Origin of the sequence: Thiomicrorhabdus chilensis DSM 12352 (assembly GCF_000483485.1) — a bacterium.
In the GTDB taxonomy this organism is placed as follows: Bacteria; Pseudomonadota; Gammaproteobacteria; order Thiomicrospirales; family Thiomicrospiraceae; genus Thiomicrorhabdus; species Thiomicrorhabdus chilensis.
The window spans coordinates 1,197,831-1,212,837 of the sequence record NZ_KI519609.1 but is presented as its reverse complement, the minus strand read 5'-3'; the positions used below and the strand labels follow the sequence as shown (position 1 = coordinate 1,212,837).

Below are 15,007 nucleotides of genomic sequence, written 5' to 3'. Positions count from 1 at the left end.
AGACGATTAAGCATCCGCCTCTTTCATGGAAAGCTTGACGCGTCCTTGCTTGTCGATGTCAGTAAGTTTGACGCGGATTTCCTGACCTTCTTTCAAGTAATCTTCTACGTTTTCAACACGCTCTTCGGCAATCTGCGACACATGAACCAACCCTTCACGGCCGGGCATGTAAGCCACAAACGCACCAAAGTCGACAATCTTTTTGACCACGGCATCATAGGTTTTGCCAATTTCCGGCTCGGCGGTAATTTCCGCAATACGCGCTTTAGCCAAATTAGCAGACTCTTCATCCACCGAGGCGATTTTGACATTGCCTTCGTCGTCGATTTCAATGGTACAACCGGTTTCTTCGGTCAGGGCACGAATCGTCGCGCCACCTTTTCCGATGATTTCACGTACCTTCTCTGGCTTAACTTTCACCATAAAGAAACGCGGCGCGGTTCCCGCGACATCAGCATTGGACGAGCTGATTGCTTTCGCCATCTCACCCAAAATGTGCAAACGGCCCGCCTTGGCTTGATCCAGTGCAATTTGCATGATCTCTTCGGTAATGCCGGTGATTTTAATATCCATCTGCAAGGCGGTAATCCCTTGATCGGTTCCGGCCACTTTGAAATCCATATCCCCAAGGTGATCTTCATCACCCAAGATATCCGAAAGCACGGCAAAACCGCTGTCTTCCTTGATCAATCCCATGGCGATACCCGCAATCGGAGCGGCAATCGGCACACCGGCATGCATTAAGGACATCGAAGTACCGCAAACCGACGCCATAGAGCTTGAACCGTTTGATTCGGTGATTTCAGACACCACACGAATGGTATATGGAAATTCTTCAGAGGTCGGCAACAAGGCGGCAACACCGCGACGCGCCAACATTCCGTGACCAACTTCGCGGCGTCCCGGACTGCCTACTCGTCCACACTCCCCTACCGAAAACGGAGGGAAGTTATAATGCAGCATGAAACGGTCGTTATAGGAACCGGTCAGTTCATCGACCATCTTGGCGTCCTTTTCGGTTCCCAAAGTGGTCACAACCAAAGCCTGAGTCTCACCACGGGTGAACAAAGCTGAACCATGAACCTGTGGCAGGACGCCGACCTGACAGTCAATGCTACGAACAGTTTTACCGTCACGCCCGTCAATACGTGGCTCGCCGGCAATGATGCGTCCGCGTACGATGTCTTTCTGCAATTTGCCGAACATGCCTTCGATCTCTTTTGCGTGAAAGCCTTCTTCATTGATTTCAGAAGCGACTAACTGGGTCATGGCTTTCTCTTTGGCTGCATCTAAAGCAGCGTATCGATCCATTTTGTCGGCAATTGAATAGGCGGCTTCAACATCACTACGAATCAGATCGAATACGGCATTTTTAAGTTCGGTATTTTCTTCTGGAGCTTGCCAATCCCAAGTCGGTTTACCTGCTTCTTGAGCAAATTCCTGAATTGCAGAAATGGCTGCTTGCATCTGTTGATGACCAAACATCACCGCGCCCAACATAATATCTTCTGACAACTCGGACGCTTCCGATTCAACCATCAAGACCGCGTCTTGAGTACCGGCAACACTCAACTCCAAATCGGATTCCTGTAAGGCCTCGGCACTTGGATTAAGCAGGTATTCATCATTCTGATATCCCACAATAGCGGCACCAATTGGGCCGTTAAACGGAATGCCGGAAATGGCTAAAGCTGCTGAAGTTCCAAGCATGGCCGGCACTTCGGTTCCCACCTCAGGATCCAAAGCCACTACAGTAGCGATGACCTGCACCTCATTCAAGAACCCTTTGGGGAACAAAGGACGAATCGGACGGTCAATCAGACGAGAGGTTAAGGTTTCCTTCTCTGAAGGACGTCCTTCACGTTTAAGGAAACCGCCTGGAATACGGCCGGCCGCATAGGCTTTTTCCTGATAGTTTACGGTCAGAGGAAAAAAGTCCTGCCCCTCTTTCGCCGATTTGGCAGCGACTACCGTAACCAGCACGCGTGTGTCACCCATGCCGATCATTACCGCACCGTCTGCCTGACGAGCGATCTCTCCGGTTTCTAAAGTAACTTGATGCTGTCCGTATTGAAATGACTTGCTAATTTTAGCCATGAAACACCTTTTATAATTTCTTAGATTCAAATGGCTGAAAACCTGAATCCCTAAACAAAAAGTCGCTTAGGGATTCAGGCTCTTGGTTTACAGCCAACTATGCATTAATAGTAAATAGTCCATTCATCTTGAGACAAGCTCATCTATTTTAGCAAAACGTTGAAGCAACAACAGCCTATACGCCAAAACACATCACCATTTTCACTGTCTTTTCAAGCACTTAAACATGAACGACAGGCTTTAACAAAAGCCAAGGCTGTGAATATCCGGCCCTCAAGATAAAAACCATTTCATTCTACCTTTTATTGTCTGCTAAACCAGGAGTTTTTGGCCCATTTAGCTAAAAAATTGGCAAAAAAAAACCCTGCTATGCAGGGCTTTTTCTTCAAGGCTTTGGAATTACTTACGTAGACCCAAACGCTTGATAAGATTTAGATATCTTTCACCGTCTTTCTTGTGAAGGTAATCTAAAAGCTTACGACGACGACTCACCAAACGTAACAAACCGGTACGTGAGTGGTTGTCTTGCTTGTGCGCTTTAAAGTGCTCAGTCAAGTGCTTGATACGGTGAGTAAGAAGTGCAACTTGAACTTCTGGTGAACCGGTATCGCCTTCTGAGGTAGCGTATTCTGCAACGATTTGTGCTTTAACTTCAGCATCAAACATAGGTCTTTCTCCAATGGATCGGTTTTGAATTAAAATTCAACTTCCACAACCGATGATAGAAGTCGAACCGAGTATTTTACGGATTTAAACCGGCAATACAAGCTTTAACGCTGACTAAAATGTCAATTTATCGGAACAGGCTAACATTATGACGTGTTTTGATCCCATTCCCATAAACTATGCCAGAAAAATTAACGTTTTCCAAAGCCGTGCACGTAGTTTTCCAAGGCGTTAATGTCATCGCCCATATGACGAATTAGGGTATCCAGGCTGACGATGGCATTTTCAAGAATGTTTACCGCAATATAAGGCTGTTCGACCTTCAAACGATCATACATGGGCTTGGTCAAAATAAACAACTTCACGCCCTTTTTACAGGCCGACATTTTAAGGTTACGCGGTTTACCGTCAAAGAAAGACATCTCACCAATCAAACTGCCTTCACCCTGTTTGCCGACTTCGGCCTCTTCAGAGCCTGAGCCACTGGTAAACTTGACCTTACCTTCAATAATAAAGCCAAGCGAGTCACCTACTTCACCCGTGTCGGAAATCACTTCACCGGATTCATACCACTTTTCTTGCAAAAAAGAGATAAGTTTTTCGACATCTTCACGAGTCAACGACTCACAGATAAAATTGGTTTGAAAAAATTTAAATAATTCCTTGCTGGTCATGCTAATCATACTCTCTCCACTCTCTATCAATCAGGACGGTTCCCGCCTCTCTTCTGCCCCACAAAACAGGCGACTGGGCGGCCGTCCGGCAAGATGTCTATTCTATCAATTATCACTTTAAAGTCTGCAAAAACTTGCGCTAACTCGCCCTTTCGCAGGATATAGTTAGGATTTTTGGGGGAGCCGAAGACCTCAACCCCCTCAACAAAGGTTTGGAAAACAAGCCATCCACCGGGTTTCACCCGCGCGTCGATCTCTGAATACAGATTACGGTTGAGAAAACGCATCACCAAGACCAAATCAAACTCGGTTTCCGGCAAACATCCCGCCTTCTTTAAATCGCAGCATTTCCATTTCACAGAAGCACCAGCGCGACTCGCGAGTTGTTTAGCGCGTTTTATCACTCGACTTTCCTGATCGATTGCCGTGACCTTCCAGCCTTGCTTGGCCAAGAAGACCGCATCCCGGCCCCCTCCACATCCCAAATCGATGGCTGTACCGGCATGCGACTTTGAGTCAGTCACCACAGATTCAATAAATTCTTTTACCAGTGCACTCGGAGACCACAAGGTTTTGGACTCTTTACCGGAAATGAACAGGCCTGGTAGCTGCTGCTGCCAACGCGCTAAATCCTCAGCATGATTGATTAAAAGCGAACCGCTGACCTGATAGTTTTTTTCGTGCAGATACAGGCTCACTTCCTCAATAGCCTGATGCGATCCCACCAGAAACAGTTTGGCGGGGGCGGCAGGTAACTCATTGAGGTGGTCCGGAACATCTTGCCACGCCATCCAGGTGGACTCAGGCAAATGCGCGACCTTAAACTCTTCAAAGGATCGCAAATCCAAAATACCGTCAGCAGAATCAAACAACATCATCAAGCCTTAGAACCCGAGGGAGCGTTCGTATTAGGACCGGAAGGCAAATTAAACACCCGCTTAGGTTTTAAAAGCTGCTTTTCAACTTGCCATTCACCCACCGCAAAAAAAACACCCTGATCGTCGTAAAAACGCACCAAATCGGTTTTTGGCTGTTCCAGGCGCAGCTTTTGCCCCTGCTTGATCAAAGCCGCCTGCTCTGCATCCAAATCAATACGCTGTAAGTGCTGCAACGCAATATCCAACGGTTGCAGGCACTCAAGCTTGCGTGCCTCGATCTCTTCCAGGGTCAACATCTGGTCGCCGTGCAAACTCCCGGTCTGGGTGCGGTGCAACGCGGTCAAGTGCCCGACTGTTCCCAGGGCTTTGGCAATATCTTCACCCAAGGTACGCACATAGGTACCCTTGGAACACAAAACGTCAAACACGATTTCATTTTCTGAAAAACCGATCAAATCTAAAGCCAAGATGCGGATAGGACGGGCAGGCCTGTCAATTTCAATGCCTTTTCGCGCATAGTAATACAAGGGTTTGCCCTGATGTTTGAGTGCAGAATACATCGGCGGAACCTGTTCTATCTCACCTCTGAACTGCTCAAAAACGGCTTCGATAACCGCCTCATTCAATTCAGGCACCGGCAGAAGCTGGATGATCTCGCCTTCGGTGTCCCCGGTATCGCTCTGTTCACCCAACTTCAAGGTGGCCGTGTAGCGTTTGTCGGAATCCAAAAGCAAGCCTGACACCTTGGTGGCTTCCCCCAAACAGATAGGCAGCAATCCTGTAGCAAACGGATCCAAAGCGCCGGTGTGCCCGCCCTTTTTGGCGTTAAAAATCCGCATCACCTGTTGCAGGATACCGTTGGAAGAAACTCCAACCGGCTTGTTGAGCAAAACTATGCCGTTGATATTCTCGCGCGGCGGTCGTCTGTACTGAGCCATTTACTTATTCAAAGCCTTATTAATCAAGTCCTCGATATAAGCGGCGTGCTCAGGAGCGGAATCATAATAGAAACGAATGTCCGGCACGATACGTAATTTCAAACGACGACCGAGTTCACTTCTTAAATATCCTTTAGCTTTGTCCAGAGCCTGCAACACATTGGCCACTTCCGGATCGTCCTGATTGTGTCCGATCAAGGCAAAATGCACCTTGGCCACGGCCAAATCCTTGGAAATTTTGCAATCGGTTAAATTGATTTTGTGAAAACGTGGGTCTTTTGCTTCTCTTAACAGCAAATCCGCCAGGGTTTTCTTGATTTCTTGCGCCACCCGAGTCGGACGGCTAAAGTTCTGTTGATTCATATTTTGTGAATTCTCATAAAGCGAAAATGCTCCAGTTGGAGCATTTTCTTTACTGGCGTTCAGCAGAATCGACAGGCCTGCCGATTCTGCTGAACGCAATTTTGTCTAGATGATTAATCAAATGTACTCTTTTAGTCGAGAGTTCGTTTGACCTCAACACGCTCGAAACACTCGATCTGATCACCGACTTTGACATCATTGTAATCTTTCACGCCGATACCGCATTCGATGCCTTTCTGAACCTCTTGAACGTCATCTTTAAAGCGACGTAAAGATTCCAGTACACCTTCGTAGATAACGATGTTATCACGCAGAACACGAATTGGATTGTTTCGTTTAACCGTGCCTTCTGTCACCATACAACCCGCAATCAAGCCGATTTTTGGAGCCTTGAAGACTTCACGCACATCCGCAACCCCGACAATATCTTCTCTGAAGTCTGGAGCCATCTTACCTTCGATCGCGCGTTTGACGTCATCGACGATTTCATAAATGACACTGTAGTATTTCAGACCGATGCCTTCGCTGTCGATCAAACGTTTCGCAGTGGCGTCGGCACGCACGTTAAACCCGACAATCAAGGCATCCGACGCGATCGCCAAGTTGGCATCAGTTTCGGACACCCCACCCACGCCGCTGGATACGATGGTCACTTTGACTTCATCGGTAGATAACTTGGTCAAGGCATCGGAAATGGCTTCGATCGAACCTTGCACGTCGGCTTTCAACACCACATTAATGTGCTGCATATCGCCTTCGGCCATCTTGTTGAACATATTATCCAATTTAGATTTCTGCTGACGGGCGATTTTAAGTTCCTTGAACTTGCCTTGACGGAAGGTGGCCGCTTCACGCGCTTTACGATCGCTTTCCACGGTAATCATCTCATCCCCGGCGACCGGAACACTTGAAAGCCCCAAAATCTCGACCGGAATCGAAGGACCCGCTGAATCCACCATTTCGCCAGAATCGCTGACCAATGCGCGGACACGGCCATATTCCATACCACACAAAGCGATATCGCCTTTTTTCAAGGTACCGGACTGAACCAATACGGTCGCAACCGGACCTCGTCCTTTATCCAAACGGGATTCGATCACCACGCCTTTGGCGTGACCTTCTGTTGGGGCTTCAAGCTCCAACATTTCCGATTCAAGTGAAATGGCATCCAACAGATCATCGATACCCATGCCTGTTTTAGCGGAAACTGGAATAAACTGGACGCTTCCACCCCAATCTTCAGGAATCACTTCCTCAGCAACCATTTCCTGCATCACGCGATCAGGATTGGCGGATTCCTTATCCATCTTGTTGATGGCAACCACAATCCCTACTCCAGACGCTTTTGCATGCTGGATGGCTTCTTTAGTCTGCGGCATCACACCGTCGTCAGCGGCCACCACAATGACAACCACATCGGTTACCTTGGCACCACGCGCACGCATTGCGGTAAAGGCCGCGTGACCAGGAGTATCGATAAATGTCACCCCGCCTTTATCGGTATCGACATGGTAGGCACCGATATGCTGGGTGATTCCCCCGGCTTCTCCATGTGCCACCTTAGCTTTACGGATATAGTCAAGCAAGGACGTCTTACCATGGTCAACGTGACCCATAATGGTCACGACCGGAGAACGCTGTACGGTTTCACCGTGATATTCCTGGCTGGTGACTTCATCTTCAATCGTCACTTCATTAAATGCAACCGGCTTATGTCCCATCTCTTCAACGATAAGCATGGCCGTTTCCTGATCCAATACTTGGTTGATGGTAGCCATAGTGCCCAGATTCATCATCATAAACTTGATGACTTCCCCTGCCTTGACGGACATCTGATCAGCCAGTTCGGAAAGTTTGATGCTTTCGGGAATCTTGACTTCCTTGATGACCGGAGCGGTTGGCTTCTGGAATGCATGCTCATTCTGTGCCGATTGAACCGGCTTCTTGCGACCAGACTGCTGGCCTCTTCGTTTTTTCAAACGACGTAAGTTGTCTTCACCAATCGAAGATTTCTTCTCTTTCAGAACCTTCTTCGCTTTTGGCTCATCTTTTTCCGGTTCGGCATGACGGGATTTTTTACCCTTTTTAGCCGCTTTAGAGTGATCTTCCTTCTCTGGAAGCGGTGCCACCACTTCAATTGGAGTCTCTTCCACAACAGGTTCAACCGGAGCAACAACCTCTTCCGCCGGAGTGCTAGAAACTTTCTCTTCTGCGACTTCCTGAGCTACCGTGGTTTCTGCTGTTTTAGCAGCCACTTCCGACTCTAACGCCTTCACGACTTCTTCTACCGGAGCTTCTTCCTGAACTTCAGGCTGTTCGCTTTCTGTCTTTTTAACGTAGGTGCGTTTTTTTCGCACTTCAACATTGACGGTACGCTTACCTGAACCGGATCCTGCCGACAAATTCAATGTCTGCTTGCGGCGAAGGGTTACTTTCTTGGGCGCTTCATCAGCGCTGTCACCATGCAAACTTTTCAGGTACGCCAACAAAGTACGTTTTTCATCTTCGCTGATCGCATCATCCGCTTTTTTCCCCTTTACACCTGAGGCTTCAAGCTGTGAAAGCAACTTATCTACAGAAAGGTTGAGTGTTTCCGAAAACTGTTTTATTGATACTTCTGCCATTGAAACTCTCCCTCTTATTCTTATTCAAACCATGGTGCACGTGCTTTTAAGATTAATTCACCTGCAGTGGCTTCATCTAGATCAACGTACTCTAATAATTCATCGGTATCTAGCTCAGCCAGGTCTTCTTGTGTAATCACGCCATTGGATGCCAACTGCTTCGCCATGGCAGGATTCATTCCTTCCAACGCAAGCAGGTCATCAGCGGGCTCGGCCATAGCGGCCTTTTCTTCATTAGCAATTTCTTGAGTCAGCAAGGCGTCTTTGGCACGTTGCTTTAACTCGGCTACGATGTCTTCATCAAAGCCGTCGATTTCAAGCATTTCAGCTGCAGGCACGTAAGCGACTTCTTCGATGGTAGTAAACCCTTCCGAAACCAGAACCTCAGCCAATTCTTCGTCCACGTCAAGCGCATTGACAAATGTTTCGATCTGGTCTTTCGATTCGGTCTCATGTTTGGCCGCCATGTCCGATTCGCTCATCACGTTCAATTCCCAACGTGTCAGCTCGGAAGCAAGGCGAATGTTCTGGCCGTTTTTACCGATGGCTTGTGAAAGCTGTTCATCATTGACCGCCAAATCCATCGTATGACCATCTTCATCCACCATAATGGAAGTGATTTCGGCCGGTGCCATGGCATTGATGACAAACTGTGCGTCATTCGCATCCCAAAGTACGATGTCGATACGTTCACCATTCAATTCATTGGTCACCGCCTGAACACGACCGCCACGCATGCCCACGCAGGCGCCAATCGGATCAAGACGCGGGTCATTGGCACGTACCGCCACCTTGGCACGGAAACCGACATCACGAGCCGCACTCATGATATCAATCAAATCATCACTGATTTCCGGCACTTCGATCTTGAACAATTCAATCAACATCTCTTTACAAGCGCGGGACATAAACAACTGAGCACCACGTGGACGGAACGTCACCTCTTGTAAATAGGCACGAACACGATCACCGATTCGGAAGGTCTCACGATTGATCAACTCATTTCGTGGGATGACAGCATCGACATTATCACCCATATCCAGGATGACATCGCCACGGTCAATGCGTTTCACTTGACCGGTTAGAATCTCACCGACACGTTTGCTGTACTCTTCTACCACCTTCTTACGTTCAGCTTCACGTACTTTCTGAATAATGACCTGTTTGGCTGTCTGTGCACCGATACGACCGAAATCGATCGATTCCATCGGCTCTTCGATAAACTCGCCCACTTCAATATGCGGTTCCACATCAACTGCATCCATCTCACGGATGTACCAGCCAACGTGATCTTCAATCTGTGCATCATCCGGAATCACTTCCCAACGGCGAAAAGTTTCATACTCTCCACTGTGTCGATCAATTTCAACCCGAGCATCCAACTCATCATCATGACTTCTACGAGTTGCAGTGGCCAAAGCGGTTTCAATTGCATCAAAAATAATTTCTTTATCTACACCTTTTTCATTTGCCATGATTTCAACTACGGCTAGAACTTCTTTACTCATTATTCACTCGCTCTAAATAATTTGGATGTCAGTTATATTAAAACTCAGCCACTAAATTGGCTTTATCAATTAAATCGAATGGAATCTCATAGAGTTCACCATCCACTTCGACCACAATGCCCTCATCACTCACCTGGGTCATCGGGCCTTTGAATTTTTTACGCCCAAGAATCGCTGTTGCCGCTCTAACACGAACCGTCTTTCCTTGATAACGTTTAAAATGTTCTGGCTTGATTAACGGTCTGTCTAAGCCTGGAGAGGATACTTCCAGGTTATAGGCCGCATCGATCGGATCTTCCACATCCAGAACCGCACTGACCTGTCGACTAATATCGGCACAATCGTCAACCGTAATACCGGACTCTTTATCAACGAAAAGCCTTAAGGTGGAATGTCTTCCTGCGGGCATATACTCCACGGCCCATAACTCGAAACCCATGCTTTCGATGGTTGGTTCCAATAAGCTTTCTAACTTTTTTTCTAAAATCACGCAGTTATCCGTTGGTTAGGTTTGCCAGGTTCAAATAACAAAAAACCCCGTAAAGACGGGGTTTTTAAAAACTTAAGCAGGTATTTAAACGCATTATAAACACCTCTTAATCAATACTTTTTAAAAAATCTGCGGGAAAGATACACCCTAAGACACTTTTTGTCAAGTAAAACTGAAGCACTTCAGCAGAAACACCTTACCTTTTATCTACTTATAGATTGTTGTAATTTAAGGAAAATCAGCGAGGTCATCAAGGCATCGCTAAAAGCATCGTGCTGCCCAAAGTTTGGGATTTGTGTGTTTTTAAGAATAGTATCAAACGAAAGGTCTATATTAGGTTCAATACACGAGCGCTTATATTTTTGCATTGCGTATTCATAATACATTCCAGAAACTTCAATTTGAGGATTGGGAAGCCCCATGCCTAGACGGGGTTTGATCACTCTATCCACCATAGCGATATCGAACTCTAGATGGTAGCCAACCAGTGTCGCGCCACGGATAAACTCAAGAAACACCTTAATCGCTTCAAACTCGTCCGTATATAAAGATTCACTGTTTTCAACATCGAGATTGCGAATCTGGTGAATCGCAATACTCTCTGCTGAAATATCCTCTGGCTGTTGAATCACAAGATTTAGGCTCTGGCTGGTCTGCACTTCATTGTTGACGATTTTTATCGCACTTAACGTAATGATTCGGTCTTTCTTTCGATCCAAACCCGTCGTTTCACAATCAAAACAGACAAACACACCCGGTTCGACATCAAACAGATATTGGTAATAAGGATCTTTCAGTTGACGTTTGAGTTTGTTTACCTTTGAGCCTTTTAACCAGGCCTTGATATACGCTAGCATTACAATAACCCATCAAGCGCAAAGTGATGGCTAATACGTTTCTTGAAGTCATCCACCACGGTAAAACTCTGTTTCAGCAGGTCTTGTTGCATATGACTTAACTCAGATAATCGGATTTTATTATCCGGCACCTCAATCCCGTCCGCCAGTTGATGCAACATGGATTCCAAACGTAAAGTATTTAAGAAGTTCAAGGTTTCACCAAGCTCGATACCAAACTCTTTATCAAACACACCCGCATCCATCAACGCCTTGATACGCCAATGTGTATTGGTCTTTTCAATTCCCGATTCCAATGCATAGCAACGCACACCATGGACAATACTGAATATGCCCCCCTTCTTGATATCGATGACTTCATGACCCGATTCAGAGTCCGCGACCAAACCTCCAAAGAAACCGATAGGTGTCTTAAAGCGTAAAACCGATACTGCAAAGAGGCGTAAAAAATTTGAGTAACGCTCTTTTTCATGCTGCAGAGTCTGCTTGAGCTGGTTTAACCATGACCCTTGACCAAAAACCGTTTCTGCATCAAATAAAATGGCGGCATGCATAAAGTTCTCATCCGATGGGTTTTTAAACCACCCGGCGACCTTCTCCATAAAAGTGGTCTTATTCATGCGCCAATCACTATTGGAAAGCATGATATCGCCAGGACATGGCGGGAAGCCCATCTCCTGCAAGGCGGCGATAAAGCTTGTTGCAAAGGCTTCAAGCTCACGGAGTTCGCTCTCGGTCAAATCATCCGCATAAATAAGTGCGTTATCCTGGTCGGTGCGAATCACCTGCTCTGAGCGGCCCTCACTGCCCATAACAAAAATACAAACCTTATCGGTTAAGTGTTCAGGCAATAGAAAATCAACCAACTTACTGATCATCTTACGATGCAATTCATTCACCAGCTTGGCGATATAGTGAGTTTTGATGCCTTTACGGTTCAAGTTAGCTATCAACCCATCAATCTGCTCACCCAGCACCACCAAATCGGCAACACTTTGTGCCTGTTCTACCTTCAACAACACCAGGCCTGACTGATTGGCAAACAGACTCATCAAATCCTTCTGATGTAAAAAACCTCTATAGCCCTGATCCCCTCTGACAACCAAGCGATCGATCTGAAAACGGGTCATCTTCAGTAACGCATTAAACAGATAATCAAACTCATGAACCGTTTGAACAGGCCTGTTCGCTAATTCATCCAGTCTGAGGGAAGCCAGCTCGGGTTCATTTTTTGCAAGAAGTTTTAAAATATCCGTAGAAGTCACTATGCCGATTTCAGCGTCTTTAAACTCAACGATACAAGCATCTGTCCGGCGCTCCACCATTAACTGAGCGGCGTGATGCAGTGTGGATTCTTTATCTAAGGCAACATAAGGCTGTAGAGGTGCGGAACAAACCGTGTCCATCATCACCTCGGTCGAGGTAGCGGACTGCACCGCTTCGTGAATGCGGTTTAATTTTTCAACAATAGAGGAATTAAAAAAATGGGCAAAATCGTGATTTTGTTCAAAGGCCTGCAAAAAAAGTTTGGCAGGTAATTTATAAGCAATCGCCTCCTCTTGAACTTCATAATGAGCAAGGCGATTCCCCTCTCCCAAAATATCCGTATCTCCAAAAAAACCACGCACACTATATCGATATGTCACCTCATCATCCTGGATTTCAGCGACCTTGCCCTTTATTAAAAGGTAGAGTGAATTTTCAGTTACGGGCCCTTCAAACTTTATCAACGTTTTATGAGGTAGATAAACCACATCCATACTGTCGGCGAGCTTATTTAACAATGCCTTTTCAAGATGATCAAATGGGGGGATTTGTGAAAGAAATTCACGCTGTTGAGTGATTGCCATATCTTTTAAAACCAGTAAAAATCATTATTACAATCATACTCCGAAAAACAGCAGGGGCAACAGTAATAATTGGCTAAAAAACAGATAAAAAACATTTTTGAAAATAAAAAAAAGGGGCTAAAAGCCCCCTTTTTATAACATGAAATAATTTATATTATTTTCCGTGTGCTTTGGCCATAAACTCTTCAGTATCACCACGGTCACTCGTCATAATGCTGATTACAACCGTTACAAGAACCGCTACTGGCACAGAGTAAAGTGCAGGGTTAACCAAGACATCTAAACCTAACATCGTTTCAAGTCCAAAGAACTTAGAGAATGTGAAGAGTAGAGATAAAACAAGACCCGTTGCCATACCCCATACAACCGCTTGGCTCGTTAGGCCTTTCCACCAAACCGCAAATACAAGTGCTGGCGCAAACGTTGAAGCCGCAATACCGAAACACATACCGACTAACATCGCTACGTTTTCTTCTTTCAGCCATACAGACATCCCAATCGCAATAACAGCTAGGAAGAATGCTCCAATTTTTGCAAATTTAAGCTCTTGTGCATCGGTAGAGTCAGGGTTGATAACCCCTTTGTACAGGTCGTGTGCCAAAGAAGACGTTGCAGAAATCAACAGGCCTGCTGAAGTACTTAACATCGCTGCCATCGCACCTGCAGCAATCACACCCATTAGGATTTGACCACCCAACATCTCACCCAACATAGGCATTGTCATATTCTTTGCTTTACCTATTTCACCGTCTGCAATCATTTTCAGCAGATCAGGATAAAGAGCGTACATAGCGATCAGACCAACAAAGAAGATGGCTGCGTAGAATACCGCTAGACCCCAGATAGTAATCTCAGCTGATTTACGAGCATCAGAAGCATTTGATACCGTGTAGAACTTGATCAAGATATGCGGTAGACCCAACACACCAAAGAACAAAGCAACAACAAGAGAGGCTTGGTTAGCAAAGTCACGAAGACCCACACCCGGCGTTACTGCAGATGGTGCATCAGCCATAATGGCACGTACCGCGTCAACCGCTTCGCCTGGACTAGCTGCGGCGGCTGCCACTGCAACCGCTTCTGCATTACCAGCCGCTAATTTTGCTGGAACCATCGTTTCAGAAGCTTCGATCACACCCGCTGGATTACCACCAAATAAGTGAATCACACCAAACACTAGAAGGAACAGCATTGCACCAAATAGGATTGAACCTTGAATCGCTTGGTTATAAGAAGTCCCTTTCATACCACCGATGATTACGAATAAGGCCATCAATGAACCAGTAACCAATACAGTTGGCAGGTAGTCCCAACCTAGTAGCAAACCAAACAGGTGACCTGCACCTACGATCTGTGGAACCAGATACATGATACAAAGCACAAGCGTAGACAGCATCGCAACTGTTCGGATTTTCTTGGCATTCCCAGAGAAACGGGCATTCAAAACATCCGCTACCGTGAACTTACCTACATTTTTCAACGGACTGGAAATCGCAATCAAAACCACGATCCAAGCGGCAAAGAAACCGATAGCAAGCCACCAGCCATCAACCCCCATCAGGGCAACCGCACCAGCCACCCCTAGGAAACTTGCCGCAGAGGCATAGTCACCAAGCATCGCTAAACCATTTACACGAGGAGAAATCCCGCCGCCGGCAACATAGTAGTTAGCCGTACTAGCTGTAGAACCGCGGTGATAAAAACTAATCCAAATCGATAGCGCAATACCAAGGCCAACGATAATTAAAGCAACTAGATTTTCCATTATTCGTTCTCCTCAGCATCCATCTTATTTAGATACATACGAGTAATAATGACACCACTGATGATGACCACTAACCCGCCCCAAATTGCCAGTGGCATCCCTGCCACTTGCGTAGCAGCAACATCTTTGAACGTTGCACTCACCATCAGTGCAATCCCAAAGTACATCACTGTGTAAATAGCTAATAAAATAGCCGAAAACTTCTCTTTACTATTCACAAGTCCTCTCCTCATTGAGACTTTTTGTAATAAAACCTGGCTTTAAAGCCAGGTCAAGTTTTCTCTTTTCAACCCCTAA

At 46.2% G+C, this 15,007-nt stretch carries 13 protein-coding genes; all 13 read right to left on the bottom strand.

All coding sequences use genetic code 11. The features are described 5' to 3' along the window. Positions 1-6: 6 nt before the first annotated feature. Entirely contained in the window at positions 7-2,097 is a 2,091-nt protein-coding gene (gene pnp, locus B076_RS0105750) for a polyribonucleotide nucleotidyltransferase (protein ID WP_028486478.1), read from the bottom strand. A gap of 399 nt (positions 2,098-2,496) precedes the next feature. Further along, positions 2,497-2,763 carry a 30S ribosomal protein S15 gene (gene rpsO / locus B076_RS0105745; protein ID WP_028486477.1) on the bottom strand — a complete coding sequence of 89 codons (267 nt, stop codon included), beginning with the start codon at positions 2,761-2,763 and terminating at the stop codon, positions 2,497-2,499. 191 nt (positions 2,764-2,954) lie between these two features. Beyond that, positions 2,955-3,446, bottom strand: coding sequence for a Crp/Fnr family transcriptional regulator (locus B076_RS0105740; RefSeq protein WP_051347201.1), 492 nt, complete (start codon positions 3,444-3,446; stop codon positions 2,955-2,957). A gap of 17 nt (positions 3,447-3,463) precedes the next feature. Further along, positions 3,464-4,312, bottom strand: a complete 849-nt coding sequence (locus tag B076_RS12220; RefSeq protein WP_157753521.1) for a methyltransferase domain-containing protein — start codon at positions 4,310-4,312, stop codon at positions 3,464-3,466. A gap of 2 nt (positions 4,313-4,314) precedes the next feature. After that, a complete protein-coding gene (gene truB, locus B076_RS0105730; RefSeq protein ID WP_028486475.1) occupies positions 4,315-5,253 on the bottom strand; it encodes a tRNA pseudouridine(55) synthase TruB in 939 nt (312 codons plus the stop codon). Beyond that, on the bottom strand, positions 5,254-5,715 hold the full coding sequence (gene rbfA, locus B076_RS0105725) for a 30S ribosome-binding factor RbfA (RefSeq protein WP_245566324.1): 462 nt from the start codon (positions 5,713-5,715) through the stop codon (positions 5,254-5,256). It lies immediately after the preceding gene. Between the two features lie 32 nt (positions 5,716-5,747). Continuing rightward, positions 5,748-8,240 (bottom strand): translation initiation factor IF-2, encoded by a 2,493-nt coding sequence (infB, locus tag B076_RS0105720; RefSeq protein WP_028486473.1) that lies wholly within the window; start codon positions 8,238-8,240, stop codon positions 5,748-5,750. A 20-nt stretch (positions 8,241-8,260) separates the two neighbouring features. Further along, positions 8,261-9,748 (bottom strand): transcription termination factor NusA, encoded by a 1,488-nt coding sequence (gene nusA / locus B076_RS0105715; protein ID WP_028486472.1) that lies wholly within the window; start codon positions 9,746-9,748, stop codon positions 8,261-8,263. Between the two features lie 37 nt (positions 9,749-9,785). Further along, positions 9,786-10,238, bottom strand: a complete 453-nt coding sequence (rimP, locus tag B076_RS0105710) for a ribosome maturation factor RimP (RefSeq protein ID WP_028486471.1) — start codon at positions 10,236-10,238, stop codon at positions 9,786-9,788. A 203-nt stretch (positions 10,239-10,441) separates the two neighbouring features. Then, positions 10,442-11,095 (bottom strand): 3'-5' exonuclease, encoded by a 654-nt coding sequence (locus tag B076_RS0105705; RefSeq protein ID WP_028486470.1) that lies wholly within the window; start codon positions 11,093-11,095, stop codon positions 10,442-10,444. After that, the gene (locus B076_RS0105700) at positions 11,095-12,741 is read right to left on the bottom strand and encodes a putative nucleotidyltransferase substrate binding domain-containing protein (RefSeq protein WP_245566323.1); all 1,647 of its coding nucleotides are present in this window, start codon (positions 12,739-12,741) and stop codon (positions 11,095-11,097) included. The genes B076_RS0105705 and B076_RS0105700 overlap by 1 nt, the downstream gene beginning before the upstream one ends. 358 nt (positions 12,742-13,099) lie before the next feature. Further along, positions 13,100-14,710 carry a sodium/solute symporter gene (locus B076_RS0105695; protein ID WP_028486468.1) on the bottom strand — a complete coding sequence of 537 codons (1,611 nt, stop codon included), beginning with the start codon at positions 14,708-14,710 and terminating at the stop codon, positions 13,100-13,102. Further along, positions 14,710-14,928 carry a DUF485 domain-containing protein gene (locus B076_RS0105690; RefSeq protein ID WP_028486467.1) on the bottom strand — a complete coding sequence of 73 codons (219 nt, stop codon included), beginning with the start codon at positions 14,926-14,928 and terminating at the stop codon, positions 14,710-14,712. Before B076_RS0105690 ends, B076_RS0105695 begins: the two co-directional genes overlap by 1 nt. Between the last annotated feature and the right edge of the window lie 79 nt (positions 14,929-15,007).